The sequence below is a fragment of the Shewanella sp. cp20 genome (assembly GCF_000832025.1).
Lineage (GTDB): Bacteria > Pseudomonadota > Gammaproteobacteria > Enterobacterales > Shewanellaceae > Shewanella.
Window position 1 is genome coordinate 262,321 of sequence record NZ_JPII01000017.1, and the last position, 15,506, is coordinate 277,826.

Consider the following 15,506-nt stretch of genomic DNA (forward strand, 5'->3'; position numbering starts at 1 on the left):
AGTGAAAGGTTGAATGTGATGAAGATGAAGATGAAAATGAAAGCCATATTGGCGTCTTTGCTGCTTATTTTGTTGGCGGGCTGTGTGACGGTAGAGCCCGAGCCGCCGATTTTCGTCAATGGTGCCGCCGGTTATCTGGAGAAGATCAATCTGCCCCAAGGTTGCAGCATTACCATTGCGGTGATCGATCTCGACACCCCGGGCGCCATCATCGCCCAGAAGAGCTTCGATATCGCCAGAGCCCCGGTGCCCTTTAAGTTTGCCTTCGCCCGCGAGACCATAGACAAGAGCGTCAACTATGGCGTGGTCGCCATGATCCAGTATCAGGGCAAGGTGATCTTCCAGACCTACGACAGGTTTCCGGTGATCAATAACGGCAAGTACACCACGGAAGTAGTGATGAAACTGGTCAAGTAGACCTACTTGATGAAGCGAAGGGAGCCCAAGGGCTCCTTTTTTATGGCGCGTTTTCAGGGGAGCTCATAGAGGGTGGCCTCCAGGCTCGGTTTTTGAGGATAGGCTTTGTGGATGAAACTTGCGGTTAGCCTTGGCGTATGAACTTTTGTGCAGGCCTTTGCAATTGGACACCTGGCTATTTGAGCAAGGCAACTCGAACAAGGGCAATTTGAGCAAGAGTAATTTGAGAACAGGTAACTTGAACAAAGGTAATTTGAGAACAGGTAATTTGAGAACAGGTAATTTGAGAACAGGTAATTTGAGAATAGGCAACTTGAGTAAATTTCAGTCAAGTGACACCGCCTGAATCTTGATTTTATATATTTTATCCAATAGGGTGGGTTGATAATAATAACAAATCAAGGAAGAACAGATGCAGTTTATCGGCAGTCATCATCTCATCGGCAGTCTGCCCGGTGCCGACACCCCAGGCTCGTTTGAGTCTCATCGAGAAGCTGAGTCCAAGCGTCAGCTCAATACCCACACTAACAAGATCAATACCGAGAATGATGGCTGGCGTTCGGCCTGGCGAAGCAGCGACGAGCCACACAATGCCTTTAAGGATAAAGACTGGCAGCACCAAGAGGGCCAAGAACAGTTCTTTGCCAGCCTGGCTCTGATTAGTCTCGCAATGCTTAGCCTCGCGTCCGGCCTATTAACGATAGGGGCCTAGCAGGAGGCTAACGGGAGCATTCGCCGCCTCAGGCTAGCACCACGACGCTCGCCAAAACCAAAGCCAAAACCAAAGCCACATTCTCAGCTATCCCCAGCCGCTCGCCCACTGTCATGCCATTTGCCTGCATTGTTGTGGGGGATAGCGGTGAGTTGCCGACATTAGCTGATAGCTCCATCCATACCCATTTATCTGTTTAGGCGTTGCTGCAAAGATGAGCAAACGCCCAGGGATCTCTTTCTCTCAGCGCCTAGGCATCTCTTTCTCTCAGCGGGTATTCATCGCTGTTTTCAATCTATCAGAATGGTTAACAACCGCGCCGAATTACAGGGTATCTTGGGATGTTACTTGTTTGTTAACTTCTGAATTTATTTGAGTTCCGCTCGGCTGATCAACAAGTGCTCGATGCGGATATGTGTCACGGAAATTGAAGGGGTATTATCAATATTTGTTTATTTTGTGTGATCTGGGTCGCGCATAGCTACGCAAAAAGAGGTATTACCCTGGCTTATTGATTTGGATCAAGAACTCTTGGGTGTTCATCTGGCAGGATACGCGCAAATGTAAGGATTTTGATAATAAAAACAACGTTAACTGTTGTATTAATGGAGTAGTATGATGAAAAAAACTATCGTTTCAGGTCTGATCGCTGCCGCCCTACTGTCTACTGGATTTACCGCTTCTGCACACCAAGCTGGTGACATCATCGTTCGCGCCGGTGGTGCTGTTGTTGCGCCGAATGAGTCGAGTGAAGATGTGGCTGGTTTTGGTGAATTCAACATCAGCAGCAACACGCAGCTGGGTCTGAACTTCGGTTACATGCTGACCGATAATGTTGGTATCGAGCTGCTAGCCGCTACCCCCTTTAGCCATGATGTATCCCTAAAAGGCGTTGGTAAGATTGCCGAGACCAAGCATCTGCCACCTACCTTAGTGGCTCAGTACTACTTCGGTTCGGCCGACGCTAAGCTGCGTCCTTATATCGGTGCCGGTGTGAACTTCACTAACTTCTTTGACAGTGAATTTACCAATGATCTCGACGGTGCACTGACCGATCTTAGCCTAAGCAACTCTTGGGGTCTGGCGGCGCAAGTGGGTATCGACTATCAGGTAAACAACAACTGGTTGGTTAACGCCTCAGTGTGGTATGCTAAGATCAATACCGATGTGAACTTCAAGCTGGCTGGCGATGCGGTGAGCATCGAAACCGATATCGATCCTTGGGTTTACATGGTGAGCGTTGGCTACACCTTCTAATCCTCTGGATTACGAATAGAAAAAGGAGCCAATTGGCTCCTTTTTTGTGCGGTTCTATTCGCCCTCGCTCGCGATTAGGGCTTTACTAATGCGCTTTATTACTGCGCTTTCTTGGCAGCTTTTGCCGCCTTGCGTTCTTCCTTGGTGCGCCAGTGGCGTGTGTTGTAGATAAATTCCGGTAGACACTTGGTTAACCAGGCCACCAGGCGCCAACGCTTGGTGATATAGGCACGTCGCTTACCCTTCTGCATCGCCTTGATCGCTTGTCGCGCCACCTCATGGGGAGGAGACAGCCAGAGGCGACTCTGCTGCATGGCTGCCTTGTCCAGCAGACCCAGCTGCAGATCTGTGATGGTGATGGGCAGCTTGAGACGCTGGGCATGCATACTCAGCCCCTCGAGATAGCTGCTGGCGTAGGCCTTGGAGGCATGGTAGGCCACGCTGGGGCCGCCTCTGAGTCCGGCGATGGAGTTGATTGCCGCGAGCTGCCCATAGCCCTGGTCGACAAATAATCTGAATGCCGTATTGCATATGGCGCTATAGCCCTGCACATTGACGGTAATGATATCCTGCTCCAGTGGCCAGGGGAGAGAGGCGTCGTAGCCATTGAGGCCGGTATTGACGATCACCAGATGGGCACCGCCTAGTTGCTGCCAGACGCTCTCCAGTGTGGTGATGATTTCCCTCGGGCTCTCAATCGCCAGCTCATGCAGGCTGACCTGGGTGGGCAGAGACTGGGCAAATTCGGTAAGGGATTCGGTATCTTGTGCTAGAAGTGCCAGTTCCACGCCTTGCTGGGCAAGTTGTTTGGCAATTTCACGGCTAACGAGTGAGCTGGCGCCCACAATTATGGCTGTAGCTTGAGACATGAGGCTATTTCTCAACAAATGGTTCGCCTATGATATGAAGATCTCTGATAGAGAACAAGATTTATAGTATAGACATATGGACATCCAGAAGTCTTGATGTATGATTAGGAGCAAGAGTATGAACAGATGGTTGAAACCCCTAGCGGCAGTGGCGATGAGTGCGGGCCTGATGACGGCTTGTGCGACCCCAAATGCCAGCGTGGAGATCCAGGGGGAGGTTTGGTTTAAGGAGCGAATCGCCTTACCACCAGAGGCTGTGCTGTCGGTGCAGATCCAGGACGTGTCATTGATGGACGCGCCTGCCGTGGTGTTGGCGGCCTTCGAGCGTGATGATGTGACCACGCCGGCGCCCTTTACCTTTGTCATCCCAAGGGATCAGTTCGAGGCGGGCCATACCTATAGCGTGGGCGCCAAGATAAGCCTGGATGGCAAACTGATGTTTATCAATACTCAATCTTACCCCATAGATTTAGGCGATAGTGCGCCTATCTCTGTGCTAGTTCAGCGCGTCGGCGGTTAAGGCGATACACCGCGCCGCTTGCGACATCTAGCCTATTGTGGGGCTCTGTTAACCAGGTCGAAAGAGGCGCGGTATGCCGGTAAAAATTCCCGATAATCTGCCAGCGGCGGAAATTCTCGAATCAGAAAATATCTTTGTTATGTCCGAGACCCGGGCGGCCAATCAGGATATCAGACCCATGAAGGTGCTGATCCTCAACCTGATGCCAAACAAGATAGAGACTGAAACCCAGCTGCTTAGGCTACTCGGTAATACCCCCTTGCAGGTGGATGTGGATCTGCTGCGCATTCACGATAAGGCGTCTAAGCACACCTCTATCGACCACATGAACAATTTCTATCGTGATTTCGAGGCGGTGCGCCACAAGAATTACGATGGCCTGATCATCACCGGCGCGCCGCTAGGGCAGATAGAGTTCGAAGAGGTGACCTACTGGGATCATATACGCGAGATCATCGACTGGTCCCAACAACATGTGACCTCAGTGCTGTTTCTCTGCTGGGCGGCCCACGCGGCCCTGTATCACCTGTATGGTTTGCAGCGAAAGCTGCTCTCGGCCAAGCGTTCCGGCGTGTTTAATCACCAGCGTACTCATAAACATTTTCCTCTGTTGCGGGGGTTTGATGATGAGTTCTTCGCGCCCCATTCCCGCTTCGCCGAGATGAATGTCGAGGATCTCAAGGCCCACAAGGAGCTACAGGTCTTGGCCGAGTCCGATGAGGCCGGCGCCTATCTGGTGTTGAGCCGTAACAACCGCAACCTGTTCGTGATGGGCCATCCGGAATATCAAAAATCGACCCTGGGAGATGAGTATCAGCGGGATCTGGCCGAAGGGCTTAACCCTGCAGTACCTAAGAACTATTTTCGCTGTGATGATCCCAGCCAGGCGCCCGTCGCCCGCTGGCATGGTCACGGCAGCCTGCTGGTCAGCAACTGGCTGAATTACTATGTCTACCAGCTTACCCCCTATGATCTCCATGATATGAGCGCCATCACGCCCTGGGAGCATGAGTATAAGGATGGGCAAGACGATGACTAAGCCTGCCGCGCTTATCGAGACGCCAAGGCTCATCATGCGTCAGTTTGTGATGGAGGATGCCGAGGCCGTGTATCATTTCTCCTCAAATCCTGAGGTGGTGCGCTATACCGGCGATGAGGATGCGATCAAGAGTCTGGACGATGCCAGGGGCGTCATAGAAAGCTACTGGCTTGCCGGATACCGCGAACATGGTTTTGCTCGCTACGCCTTGGTCAACAAGCAGGACGACGAGCTCATTGGCTTTTGCGGCATCAAATATGAGCCGCTGCTCAATCGTGGTCAGGGTGGGGTGGACATAGGCTATCGCATGTTGCCCGAGTATTGGGGCAAGGGGCTGGCCACCGAGGCCGTTACCGCCTGTTTGCGTTACGCCAGGGAGACCTTAGGCATAAATTGTGTATACGCCGAGGTGATGAAGGAAAACGTCGCGTCCATCCGGGTGCTGGAGAAGGCGGGCATGGTGCGAATCGACAGCTATGAGGATCAAGGGGCTCAGCTTCATCTCTACCGCACGGCCTAGTTAACCTGAACTCTGGATAAGAAAGGCTATCATTCTTTGATTTGCATAATAGCAATATTATCTCATGACTCAGTGCGGCCATTTTAGATGCAAAACAAGGCAAAATCATAAGACAATAGCTGGTCTATTGCGTTGATTTTAACGACGTTAGGCGCTAAAAGAGCCGTGCTGAGAGACTTAGATTATCCCGAGTTGAGGTTAGTTATATTTCTACTACTTCGGCGAGTAACGCCGGGCTATCCCTACCGCCCAGACGCGCCTAGTCTGGGCGCGCAATTGACATTGAGGGTTAAATGCCAGGACCTTAGGTGACAGCGCTTGAAGAACAAGGTCTTAGGCGCTATTTTAGTGAGGACAGTTGATACCTTCATCGAGGCTCAACGGCTCCTAAACCAAGCGCCCGGTGTTCGCCTGACGCATCACCTTAGAGAAAGGATCCTCATGTCAGAGCAACAGCAAGCCGTACTCCTGTTATTGGCACATCCCTCCCAACATAGATCCGAAGTTAATCTGCCCCTGTTTGAACTGGCCAAGACGATACCCGGGGTGACCGCGGTGGATCTCTATGGCGAGTATCCCGAATTTGATATCGACATCGAGCGTGAACAGCAGCGTCTGTTGGCCCACGATGTGGTGATCTTTCAATTTCCCCTCTACTGGTATTCCACGCCCGCCATCCTAAAGGAGTGGCAAGACTTAGTGCTGGAATATGGCTTTGCCTATGGCACAGATGGCAATGCACTCAAGGGGAAACGCTTCTTCTGCGCCATCACGGCTGGGGGCAAGGAGGAGGCCTATCAGGCCGAGGGCTACAATCATTTCACCCTGAGGCAACTCCTGGCGCCCCTTGAGCAGACCGCCAGCCTCACCGGCATGCGCTACCTGCCACCATTTGCCCTTTTTGGTGCCCGCACCGCCGTCGAGGATGGCCTGATGGCGCAACACCTCAAGGAGTGGCGCGAGCTCTTGACCGCTTTGGTAGCGGGCAAACTCAATCGCCGCCTGGCCGCCAGGCTTGAGAAGCTAAACGGCCATCTTGATCAGATCATCACGGGGTAAGCACTATGACCAATTATTTCCTGCAAGCCTTCATCTATCTGGTTGCCGCAGTGATCGCCGTGCCCCTGGCGAGGCGTTTTGGCCTGGGCTCGGTACTTGGCTATCTGATCGCCGGGGTGGTGATAGGGCCGGTGATCGGCCTGGTGGGCGAGGAGACCTCGGTCATTCAGCACTTCGCCGAGTTTGGTGTGGTGATGATGCTGTTTGTGGTGGGGCTGGAGCTGGAGCCTAAGATGTTATGGGCCATGCGCCACCGCCTGCTGGGGTTGGGTGGGCTGCAGTTACTGCTGACCACGGGCGCGGTGATGGCCATCGCCCTCTATTTCGGCCAGCAGTGGAGTATTGCCTTCACCATAGGCCTTATCTTCGCCCTGTCGTCGACGGCGATCGTGCTACAGACCTTTAATGAGAAGGGGCTCGGTCGCACCGATGGTGGCCGCAACGCCTTCTCGGTACTGTTGTTTCAGGATATCGCTGTGATCCCCATGCTGGCCTTTATTCCGCTGCTGGCCCTGCCCGAACTGGTGGAACAGGCGCAGCAGGCGGCTACTCAGATGGCGGCGCAGCATGAGGAGATGAGCCTGGTTGCCGGCCTGCCGCCTTGGGCCTACGCCATGGTGATGGTGGCGGCCATCGGTATATTAGTCGTTGGCGGTCACTACCTGAGCCGTCCCCTGTTTCGTTTCGTGGCCTCATCCGGGGTGAGGGAGATCTTTACCGCCACCGCGCTGATGTTGGTGATCGGCATCGCGGCGCTGATGAGTCTGGTGGGGCTGTCACCTGCGTTGGGGACCTTTCTCGCGGGCGTGGTACTGGCCAACAGCGAGTTTCGCCATGAGCTGGAGTCCAATATCGATCCCTTCAAGGGGCTGTTGCTGGGGCTCTTCTTTATCACGGTCGGCGCCGGCATCGACTTTGGCATTCTGTGGCAGGATCTCGGCCTCATCCTGGGGCTAACCCTTGGGATCATAGTGCTGAAGGCCCTGGTACTCTTGCTGCTCACCCCTGTGTTTAAGATAGGGCAGAGTGACCGTTGGCTGTTTGCCCTGAGCCTGGCCCAGGCCGGGGAGTTCGGCTTCGTGCTGCTCAGTTTCTCTGTGCAAAACCATGTGTTGCCTGGTGAGCTGGCACAGCTGCTGTCACTGGTGGTCGCCCTGAGTATGATGCTGACTCCCGGCCTGTTTATCCTGTTTGAACGTGTGATAGAGCCGAGATATTGCACCAGCGAGGCTGAGCGCGAGGCTGATAACATCGACGAGCACGGCAGCGTGATCATCGCCGGTGTCGGCCGTTTCGGTCAGGTGGTCAATCGCCTGCTCAGCGCCAACGGCATCAAGACGGTCGTGCTGGATCATCAGATTAGCCAGGTGGATATGCTGCGCCGCATCAATGTGAAGAGCTATTTTGGCGATGCGACCCGCCCGGATCTGCTGCATACGGCGGGGATAGAGGAGGCTGCCTTGTTGGTGGTCGCCATGGATAACCGAGACAGCTCGGTGGAGCTGGTGAAATATGTGAAGCACACCTATCCCAAGGTGAAGGTGCTGGCCCGGGCTTTTGACCGAGGCCATGCCTATCTGCTGCGAGACGCCGGCGCCGACTTTATCCAGAAGGAGACCCTGTTGTCGGCGCTGGAGCTGGGCGCCGATGCCATGAAGTGTTTGGGATTTCACCCCTTCCATGTGGAGCAGCAGAAGAACACCTTTAAGCGTATAGAGAAGCGCAGCTCCGACACGCTCTATGGCGCCTGGAAAGATGACAGCAGTGGCGAGCGGTTCGATAACAACTATCGCAAGCTGTTTATCGAGCTGGAGGAGACCATCAAGGCCGCCATGGCACGGGATCGCAACGACAAGTATGCCATGAGCGAGCGGGGCTGGACGCCGCCGCCCAAGGGGTATGACGAGTTGCTCGATGGTGAGGAGCCGCTGCCATTACGCCCGCCAGAGGAAGAGATTAAGCCTTAAGGGCGGAAAGACTCGGCTGCAGCGCTTCTGGCAGCTCGACATGCACAGGCTGCTTGTCTAGGGGGCAGGTGAAATCCAGGAAGCAGGCGGTGAGCTGCAAGTTAGGATCGCCGGCCTGCGCATCGCCATGTTGTCTGTCGCCCACCACGGGAAAGCCAATGCTGGCCATATGGATGCGGATCTGATGCTTGCGGCCGGTCTCTATCTTGACCTGGACCAGCGACATATCCAGCTCGCCATCATACGCCACTAAGCTGGCGTGGGAGCGCGCCGCCTTGCCATCCACCTGAGTGTCTATGGTCTGGGTTTGCTTGGGAAACGCGCCCTTGACGATCACCCGGTACTGTTTATCCAGCTGGCGCTGCTCGAATTGCGTCGCCAGCGCTGCCGTGGTGGTCTTGCTATGGCCAATGATCACCAGGCCGGTAGCGGCCCTGTCCAGACGATGTATGATAAAGGCGGGACGCTGGGGCGTGAGGTGAGTCTCCACGTAGCGGTTGATGGTGGTGTGATCGCTCCATTTGGAGCCCTGACACAACATGGCGTAGGGCTTATACCAGATGCTGTATTCGCCCTTATCCAGAATAAGCTGGGCATCTTCCACCTGCTGGGCCAGCACCTTGGGGTTGTAGTAGAGGTGGAGCTGATCCCCGATCTTTAGCGGCTTCTTGGCCCGGCGCAGTCGTTGGGTGTATTTGCCTCGGGTGAGCCACACCGCCCCCTTGGCCATCGCCTGCTTGATCTCCTGCTTGGAGAGACCACTCGCCTCGGCCAATAGGGTGCAGGCGTCATTCTGCGTCTGGCTGACCTTGAGGTGATGTTCGACTGGGTGTAGTGTGGGGTCTAGAGGCATGCTGAACTCATCATTTGCGCATTGGAGAGCGCTCGGGTGAAAAACCCCGCCAGTTTACACTATTTTGTCCCCTTGTCGTCGGCGGCAGCTTAATCGGCAAGGGAATTAATCTCATCATAGTTGACCGCCCCTTGGCTGCTATACTCAAGCAAGGTGGCATCAGGGAGGAGCAAGATGCGGCAATTTAGCCTGATGAGGTGGATGACACTGCTCATTAGCCTGTGGATTACCCTTTGCATCAGCATGGCAGCGCGGGCCGAGGTGACAGAGATACGCTACAATCTGTCGACCCATTTTGTCGATCCCAAACAGAGTTATTATATCGACCTGCTGCGCCTGGCGATGGAGAAGAGCCAAGACCAATATGGTGACTACCGCCTGCAGCCGGTGGAGATGGAGATGCCCCAGGGGCGCACCATCAAGCTGGTGGAGCAGGCCAAGCTGGATGTGGTGTGGACCATGACCAGCATGGAGCGTGAGCGCCAGCTGCGGGCGGTTTATTTCCCTTTGCTCAAGGGGTTAATGGGGCACCGTATCGCCATCATACGCACAGAGGATGCGGCGCGTTTTGCCAACATCACCACCATAGAGCAGTTACAGGCGATTCCTGTGGGGCAGGGCAGCGACTGGCCAGACAGCGATGTGTTACAGCGTCAGGGTTTTACCCTGGTTCGCGGCGCGGCCCATAATTTGTTGACCATGCTGGAGAAACGCCGTTTCGATTATTTCCTGCGGGCACTGCATGAGCCCTGGGATGAGGTTAGCGACAGGCCTGCGCTCATGGTCGACACCCACTTAGTTGTCATTTATCCCGCGCCACTCTACTTCTTTGTTAGCCCTGACAATCCGGCACTCGCGGAGCGGATCGAATATGGCCTGCGGGCGGCCTTGCTCGATGGCAGTTTCGACGAGCTTTTTTATCATCATGCCATCACAGAAGGTATGCTTGGCCGGGCCAAGCTCGCCGAGCGGCGAGTCTTTCGCCTGGATAATCCATTTTTGTCACAGACAAGTAAGAATTTGCTCAGCGAATCGGCATTGTGGTTCGATTGAGCATGTTGAATTATCTGGCAATTTTTACCAAATTGGCGTCAAATAAGGTCTAGAATAGCGTTAGTCTGACGGCCTCTATGGGGAGGGGGTATGATCGCAAATGAGCAGATGGTTGCCGTGCTTGAGGCAATGCCGGATCCCGCATTTATTCTATCCTGTAGCGGCAAATATGTGGCCGTCTTCGGTGGCAGCGATGCCCGCTATTATCACGATGGTCGCGGCCTGATTGGTAGCTACCTACATGAAGTGATCAAACCCGCTAAGGCCGCCTGGTTTCTGCAAACCATAGACAGGGCGCTTTCGAGTCGCCATCTGCTGATCGAAGAGTATGAGCTGAGCAACAAGGATGTGAAGGGGCTCCCCGATGAAGGCCCCGTGGAGCCCATCTGGTTCGAGGGGCGGATCCAGGCGCTGGACTTTCGCGTCGACGGCGAGGAGGTGGTGCTCTGGGTCGCCAGCAATATCTCCAAACGCCATGAACTTGAGCTTAAGCTCAGAGAGCTGAGCGACACGGATCAGCTCACCGGATTGTTTAATCGTCGCCGTCTCGAGCGAGACTTCGCCCTGCATTTCGATAACTTCAGCGAGCAGGGGATGCCGACCACTATCTTGATGTTAGATATCGATAATCTCAAGCAGGTCAACGACGCGAAAGGCCACCAAAAGGGGGATGAGAACATCCTGGCGGTTGCCGAGATCTGCCGCAGTGAGTTTCGCCGAACCGACTATGCCTATCGATTTGGTGGCGATGAGTTTGTGGTGGTGTTGCCAGGCCTCATGCCGAGTCAGGCCATGGCCATGGTCGAAGGGCTGCATGTAAGTTTTAATCGTGCACTATCTGCCTTGGCGGAGGATGGACTACTGGCGACCATCAGCGTGGGCATGACAGGGATCAAGACCGATGACTTCTCCTACCAGGATACGCTCAAGCGCGCCGACAAGGCGCTTTACCGGGCGAAGGAGCAAGGCAAGAACCAGCTAAGCTATATCCCCTAGTTGCTGCTATTTTTCCGCCTGGCTTTTCCATTAGCCAGGCCCTCGAATCGCCTATGTCGTTTATTGGCGATTGTCATTGGAAAATCAGCCACATGGTCGCACCATGAATATATCACTATAGCTTTAAGCCAGCAGAGGCATCTGCGTCTATCTTCTATAGTTAATTTGATGAATCTTTAATGCAAATTTACTTGTTAAGCCCGACAGGCAGCCATACTGTTAAGGGAAACAGGTGCAGCGGAGGCATTATGCAAACACAGATACAGGCACGGATTAAACATTGGTTGAGTCTCGATAGCGACGCCAAGAGTCGCGACGAGATTCAGGCCCTGGTAGATCAAGGCGCGCAAGAGGAGTTGGCGGCAAGGTTTGCCGGACGCCTCACATTCGGCACCGCAGGCATTCGCGGCGTGGTGGGGGCGGGTCCGATGCGGATGAACCGTCTCGTGGTGCAGCAGACCTCTAAGGGCGTCGCCGAATATCTCAAGGCGCAGGTGGAGAATGCCGCCAGTCGCGGGGTGATCATAGGTTACGATGGTCGCCACGATTCCAAACAGTTTGCCGAAGATGCCGCCAGCGTACTCACCGCGGCGGGTTTCAAGGTGTTTTTAACCAGTAAGGTGGCACCCACGCCTTTAGTGGCCTTTGGCGTACTGCATCTGGGGGCGGCGGCCGGTATCGTGGTGACCGCCAGTCATAATCCGCCTCAATACAATGGCTATAAGGTCTACTGGGGCAATGGCGCGCAGATCATTCCCCCCCATGATACGGGGATCGCGGCACGTATCGAGCTGGCGGCCAACTCGCCGGTGGATATGCTGCCCCTGGATGTCGCGATTGAGAGTGGCAAGTTGGTGATGCTCGAAGCGGATTATTATCAGGCCTATCGTCAGGGGGTGTTAGAGGCCGAGGTGCTGCAAAATCATACCCGTCCCGAGCTGGTAAGCCTGGCGTATACCGCCATGCATGGGGTAGGCGCCGAGATGGCCGAGACCCTGCTTAAGGATATCGGCGTTACACTGGTCTACTCGGTAGCGGCCCAGCGCGAGCCCGATGGCGACTTCCCTACGGTCAACTTCCCTAATCCTGAGGAGGCGGGTGCCATGGATCTGGTGATGGCCGAGGCCCATAAACAGGGGGCCATGCTGGCCTGTGCCAACGACCCCGACGCCGACCGCTTTGCGGTGGCGGTGCGCAGACCCGATGCTACGCCAGCGATGCCCGCTAGCCAGGCCTATCAGATGCTGACAGGGGATCAGGTGGGCGTCTTGCTGGGCCACTATCTGCTGTCTCATGCCGGAGACGATCAACGCCTGCTCTGCTGCACTATCGTCTCCTCCAGCCTGCTGACACGCATCAGCGAGACCAGTGGCGCCCGCTGCGAGACTACGCTGACAGGCTTTAAATGGCTGACCAATGTGGGCATGAGCAAACAGACCCAGGACAATCGTTTCCTGTTCGCCTATGAAGAGGCGCTGGGTTACACGGTCGGCAGCATGGTGTGGGACAAGGATGGCCTGTCGGCGCTGGTGGCCTTCGTGCAACTGACCGCCGAGCTGGCGGCCAAGGGGGAGACCCTATGGGACAGGCTGGAGAGCATCTATCGTCAGTTTGGCTATTACCTCAACCGTCAGGTGAGTATCGCCCTGAGCGGTGAGCCCGGTGCCCCGACCATAGGTGAGCAGCTAAGGGCGCTAAGCCCAAGTGAGATTGCCGGACGGGCCCTGGTGTCTGTGGATGACATCAGCCTGGGCGTGCGCCGCTTTGCCGATGGCAGCGAAGAGGCCATCGACCTGCCACGCAGCGACGTGCTTATTTATCGCCTCGAGGGCAATGCCAGGGTGATCGTACGCCCATCGGGCACAGAGCCTAAGGTGAAGTGTTACTACGAGGTGGTCGAGCCCTTTGGCGAGGATGAGGGAATGGATGCGGTGCAGCGCCGCGCCGAGGCGACCATGGAGGACTTCGTCAGCCGTCATCAGGCGGGCTTGCCGAAAGCTTAACCGCGACCTTTCTCGGTTAACTGGCAATTGCTAAATGATTCTTATCGGCTTGCTACCCTACTGACACCAGGCTGTCAGTAGGGGGGCGTTAAGCTCTTCTTATTGACGAATGAGGGAGACGTTTAGGGTTGAGCGTCGCATTCGCCAGTTAAGGAGAACATGATGCAACAACAGCAAGTACTACAACAGGCACCTTTGGTCTGGGGCGAGATCGCCGTCGAAGATATGGCGCGGGCTAAGGCCTTCTACCAGACACATTTGGGGGTGAGTTTTCGTGATGAAAACATGTTTGGCATGCAGATGGCCATCTTAGAGACAGAGGCTAAGGATGCGGCCAGCATCGCACTGGTGAAACATGATATGATGCGCCCGAGTCAGCAGGGCAGCATTCTTTACCTTCATCTTAGCGATCATCTCGCGCCTTTGGTGTCAAAGTTAGCGCAAGACGGTGTCGAGATCCCGGTGCCAGCCATGGCCATCAAGGAGGGGGAGTGCGGCTATTGCTGCGTCATTGTTGACAGTGAAGGCAATCGCGTCGGCCTCTGGGCACCTAATTTGAACGCCTAGCCTGAACGACTCGTCAGGATGCCAAGGCGTAGTATGCAGTGATGGCTTGAGCGCCGACGCCTAGCGAGCTAAATAGGCTAAGGCAAACAACAGAAGGAATTGAGATGAAGACGATAAACCTCGCGCCTAAGGCCTTGGTTGGCATGAGTGTTCGCACCAACAATGGGGCAGAATCTGAGGCGTCGACGCAAGAAATTGCGCCGCTGTGGCAGACCTTTATGGGGCAGTATGGCGAGCAGATCTTCGGCAAGCTGCCTGTGTATGGCGTCTACTATGATTATGCCAGCGACATGGATGGCGATTATAGCGTGATGACAGCCGTTGAGGCTGGTGCCATCGAGCCAGAGGGCGGCGAACTCACCGAGCTCACCCTGGAGGGCGGCAACTACCTCTGTTTTAGTGCCCAAGGCGAGATGCCCCAGGCTGTGATCTCACTCTGGCAGCAGATCTGGGCCTATTTTCAACGCTCCGATTGTCCCTATCGTCGTCAATATCTGACCGATTTCGAGTGTTACTCTCAGACAGATAGTGTCGATATCTATATCGGCGTCCATGTAGAGGTATAACTTAGCCTACCAGGCCACTCTTTAACTGAGTGGCCTTATCATTTAGGGTTATCCATGCGCCGCGCCGATCGTTTATTTCAAATTGTGCAAATCCTAAGACACAGACGCCTAACCACGGCCAAGCAACTGGCGGAGCGTCTCGATGTCTCGAGTCGTACCATCTACCGGGATATTCAGGATCTCTGCCTGTCGGGGATCCCCATCGAAGGTGAGGCCGGCGTCGGCTATCTGCTGCGCCAAGAGGTGAGCGTGCCGCCCTTGATGTTTAACGAGCAGGAGCTGGAGGCGATACAGGTGGGCATGCGTATGGTGCAGGCCCAGGGCGGACACGAGCTGGCCAGCGCCGCCAAGCAGGCGATGATCAAGGTCGAAGCCGTGTTACCCGAGCGACTCAAGGCCTATCAGTCGCTGATGTTTGCCCCCGATTTTTATCGCCATGACCAAGGCTTTATCTTTCTCGACCTGCTGCGCAAGAGTGCCAGAGAGCGGGAATATATTCTGCTGAGCTATCAGGATGTTAACCAGAGTTGCAGCGAGCGACGGGTACGCCCCCTGGCACTCTATTACTGGCAAGGGGTCTGGACCCTGCTGGCCTGGTGCGAGCTGCGCGACGATTTTCGTAATTTCCGCATCGATCGAATGTCGGGCGTGTTGCCGCTCGCCAGCCATTTTCCCCACGCGCCGGGCCAGGAGATGCCTGACTATATCGCCATGATGCAGGCGAAGCATGGGGCAGGCTAAAGGGATGCTCTGGTTTAATTTTAGGCTCTGTTTATGGCTTAAGTAGCGAGTTATTCCGGCAGCAGTGGGCGCATGAAGCTGCGCTCGTAGCGACGAATGAACTTATGCTGCTTGGCGTATTCGAAGGCGGCGATACACTCCCTGTCGTGCTGTGAGGCGTCACGGTATTGCTCGTAGCTCGCAAGCGAAGGAAAGCTGAACAGCGCCAGGGCGATATCATTGGCGCCTTCGCTGGGTAGGAAGTAACCGTGGTGTTGTCCACCGAATTTGGCGACTAAAGGTAGCCAGAGCTTGGCATAGTGCTCAAACTTATCCAGTTGATCCGGATCGATAATATATTTTACGTGACAGGTCACAGCCATCTTAA

The 15,506-nt window shown here is 54.9% G+C and carries 17 protein-coding genes; 14 read left to right on the forward strand and 3 right to left on the reverse strand.

The genetic code is table 11. The features are described from left to right. Positions 1-24: 24 nt before the first annotated feature. The 3 genes from DB48_RS05805 (at position 25) to ompW (ending at position 2,386) form a co-directional block, all read left to right on the forward strand. Complete coding sequence (locus DB48_RS05805) at positions 25-417, forward strand: YbaY family lipoprotein (protein WP_041509552.1); 393 nt, start codon at positions 25-27, stop codon at positions 415-417. A gap of 412 nt (positions 418-829) precedes the next feature. Next, the gene (locus DB48_RS05810; RefSeq protein ID WP_041509343.1) at positions 830-1,129 is read left to right on the forward strand and encodes a hypothetical protein; all 300 of its coding nucleotides are present in this window, start codon (positions 830-832) and stop codon (positions 1,127-1,129) included. A 615-nt stretch (positions 1,130-1,744) separates the two neighbouring features. After that, complete coding sequence (gene ompW, locus DB48_RS05815) at positions 1,745-2,386, forward strand: outer membrane protein OmpW (RefSeq protein WP_082035590.1); 642 nt, start codon at positions 1,745-1,747, stop codon at positions 2,384-2,386. 98 nt (positions 2,387-2,484) lie between these two features. Here ompW and DB48_RS05820 read toward each other — a convergent pair whose 3' ends face one another. Beyond that, positions 2,485-3,255 (reverse strand): SDR family NAD(P)-dependent oxidoreductase, encoded by a 771-nt coding sequence (locus DB48_RS05820; protein ID WP_041509345.1) that lies wholly within the window; start codon positions 3,253-3,255, stop codon positions 2,485-2,487. A gap of 118 nt (positions 3,256-3,373) precedes the next feature. Between DB48_RS05820 and DB48_RS05825 the strand changes: the two genes are divergently transcribed. The 5 genes from DB48_RS05825 (at position 3,374) to DB48_RS05845 (ending at position 8,360) form a co-directional block, all read left to right on the forward strand. Continuing rightward, positions 3,374-3,775: a YbaY family lipoprotein gene (locus DB48_RS05825; protein ID WP_041509346.1), complete on the forward strand. Its 402-nt coding sequence runs from the start codon at positions 3,374-3,376 to the stop codon at positions 3,773-3,775. A 73-nt stretch (positions 3,776-3,848) separates the two neighbouring features. Further along, the gene (gene metA / locus DB48_RS05830) at positions 3,849-4,814 is read left to right on the forward strand and encodes a homoserine O-acetyltransferase MetA (RefSeq protein WP_041509347.1); all 966 of its coding nucleotides are present in this window, start codon (positions 3,849-3,851) and stop codon (positions 4,812-4,814) included. After that, a complete protein-coding gene (locus tag DB48_RS05835) occupies positions 4,807-5,334 on the forward strand; it encodes a GNAT family N-acetyltransferase (RefSeq protein WP_235375349.1) in 528 nt (175 codons plus the stop codon). Before metA ends, DB48_RS05835 begins: the two co-directional genes overlap by 8 nt. A gap of 441 nt (positions 5,335-5,775) precedes the next feature. Then, positions 5,776-6,393 carry an NAD(P)H-dependent oxidoreductase gene (locus tag DB48_RS05840; RefSeq protein ID WP_041509349.1) on the forward strand — a complete coding sequence of 206 codons (618 nt, stop codon included), beginning with the start codon at positions 5,776-5,778 and terminating at the stop codon, positions 6,391-6,393. Between the two features lie 5 nt (positions 6,394-6,398). Then, positions 6,399-8,360, forward strand: coding sequence for a monovalent cation:proton antiporter-2 (CPA2) family protein (locus DB48_RS05845; RefSeq protein ID WP_041509350.1), 1,962 nt, complete (start codon positions 6,399-6,401; stop codon positions 8,358-8,360). On the opposite strand, the gene DB48_RS05850 is transcribed toward DB48_RS05845, so the two are convergent. Further along, positions 8,350-9,213: an RluA family pseudouridine synthase gene (locus DB48_RS05850; RefSeq protein ID WP_041509351.1), complete on the reverse strand. Its 864-nt coding sequence runs from the start codon at positions 9,211-9,213 to the stop codon at positions 8,350-8,352. The genes DB48_RS05845 and DB48_RS05850 overlap by 11 nt on opposite strands. Before the next feature lie 174 nt (positions 9,214-9,387). On the opposite strand from DB48_RS05850, the gene DB48_RS05855 reads away from it, so the two are divergent. From DB48_RS05855 to DB48_RS05880, 6 genes are all read left to right on the forward strand, one after another. Further along, positions 9,388-10,266 (forward strand): transporter substrate-binding domain-containing protein, encoded by an 879-nt coding sequence (locus DB48_RS05855; RefSeq protein ID WP_235375350.1) that lies wholly within the window; start codon positions 9,388-9,390, stop codon positions 10,264-10,266. Positions 10,267-10,356: 90 nt separating this feature from the next. Beyond that, entirely contained in the window at positions 10,357-11,262 is a 906-nt protein-coding gene (locus DB48_RS05860) for a GGDEF domain-containing protein (RefSeq protein ID WP_041509352.1), read from the forward strand. Positions 11,263-11,510: 248 nt separating this feature from the next. Continuing rightward, positions 11,511-13,265 carry a phospho-sugar mutase gene (locus DB48_RS05865; RefSeq protein WP_041509353.1) on the forward strand — a complete coding sequence of 585 codons (1,755 nt, stop codon included), beginning with the start codon at positions 11,511-11,513 and terminating at the stop codon, positions 13,263-13,265. A 162-nt stretch (positions 13,266-13,427) separates the two neighbouring features. After that, positions 13,428-13,832, forward strand: a complete 405-nt coding sequence (locus tag DB48_RS05870) for a VOC family protein (protein WP_041509354.1) — start codon at positions 13,428-13,430, stop codon at positions 13,830-13,832. Positions 13,833-13,936: 104 nt separating this feature from the next. After that, positions 13,937-14,398 carry a GyrI-like domain-containing protein gene (locus DB48_RS05875; protein WP_041509355.1) on the forward strand — a complete coding sequence of 154 codons (462 nt, stop codon included), beginning with the start codon at positions 13,937-13,939 and terminating at the stop codon, positions 14,396-14,398. Positions 14,399-14,452: 54 nt separating this feature from the next. Then, entirely contained in the window at positions 14,453-15,139 is a 687-nt protein-coding gene (locus DB48_RS05880) for a helix-turn-helix transcriptional regulator (RefSeq protein WP_041509356.1), read from the forward strand. 50 nt (positions 15,140-15,189) lie between these two features. Here the strand turns inward: DB48_RS05880 and DB48_RS05885 are convergent, their stop codons facing one another. Then, positions 15,190-15,501: an NIPSNAP family protein gene (locus DB48_RS05885; RefSeq protein WP_041509357.1), complete on the reverse strand. Its 312-nt coding sequence runs from the start codon at positions 15,499-15,501 to the stop codon at positions 15,190-15,192. Positions 15,502-15,506: the final 5 nt, after the last annotated feature.

Excerpts from the sequence above, each read along its gene's own strand:
- DB48_RS05805 (WP_041509552.1), top strand. The coding sequence starts at position 25 with ATGAAGATGAAAATGAAAGCCATATTGGCGTCTTTGCTGCTTATTTTG.
- DB48_RS05810 (WP_041509343.1), top strand. The coding sequence starts at position 830 with ATGCAGTTTATCGGCAGTCATCATCTCATCGGCAGTCTGCCCGGTGCC.
- ompW (WP_082035590.1), top strand. The coding sequence starts at position 1,745 with ATGATGAAAAAAACTATCGTTTCAGGTCTGATCGCTGCCGCCCTACTG.
- DB48_RS05820 (WP_041509345.1), bottom strand. The coding sequence starts at position 3,255 with ATGTCTCAAGCTACAGCCATAATTGTGGGCGCCAGCTCACTCGTTAGC.
- DB48_RS05825 (WP_041509346.1), top strand. The coding sequence starts at position 3,374 with ATGAACAGATGGTTGAAACCCCTAGCGGCAGTGGCGATGAGTGCGGGC.
- metA (WP_041509347.1), top strand. The coding sequence starts at position 3,849 with ATGCCGGTAAAAATTCCCGATAATCTGCCAGCGGCGGAAATTCTCGAA.
- DB48_RS05835 (WP_235375349.1), top strand. The coding sequence starts at position 4,807 with ATGACTAAGCCTGCCGCGCTTATCGAGACGCCAAGGCTCATCATGCGT.
- DB48_RS05840 (WP_041509349.1), top strand. The coding sequence starts at position 5,776 with ATGTCAGAGCAACAGCAAGCCGTACTCCTGTTATTGGCACATCCCTCC.
- DB48_RS05845 (WP_041509350.1), top strand. The coding sequence starts at position 6,399 with ATGACCAATTATTTCCTGCAAGCCTTCATCTATCTGGTTGCCGCAGTG.
- DB48_RS05850 (WP_041509351.1), bottom strand. The coding sequence starts at position 9,213 with ATGCCTCTAGACCCCACACTACACCCAGTCGAACATCACCTCAAGGTC.
- DB48_RS05855 (WP_235375350.1), top strand. The coding sequence starts at position 9,388 with ATGCGGCAATTTAGCCTGATGAGGTGGATGACACTGCTCATTAGCCTG.
- DB48_RS05860 (WP_041509352.1), top strand. The coding sequence starts at position 10,357 with ATGATCGCAAATGAGCAGATGGTTGCCGTGCTTGAGGCAATGCCGGAT.
- DB48_RS05865 (WP_041509353.1), top strand. The coding sequence starts at position 11,511 with ATGCAAACACAGATACAGGCACGGATTAAACATTGGTTGAGTCTCGAT.
- DB48_RS05870 (WP_041509354.1), top strand. The coding sequence starts at position 13,428 with ATGCAACAACAGCAAGTACTACAACAGGCACCTTTGGTCTGGGGCGAG.
- DB48_RS05875 (WP_041509355.1), top strand. The coding sequence starts at position 13,937 with ATGAAGACGATAAACCTCGCGCCTAAGGCCTTGGTTGGCATGAGTGTT.
- DB48_RS05880 (WP_041509356.1), top strand. The coding sequence starts at position 14,453 with ATGCGCCGCGCCGATCGTTTATTTCAAATTGTGCAAATCCTAAGACAC.
- DB48_RS05885 (WP_041509357.1), bottom strand. The coding sequence starts at position 15,501 with ATGGCTGTGACCTGTCACGTAAAATATATTATCGATCCGGATCAACTG.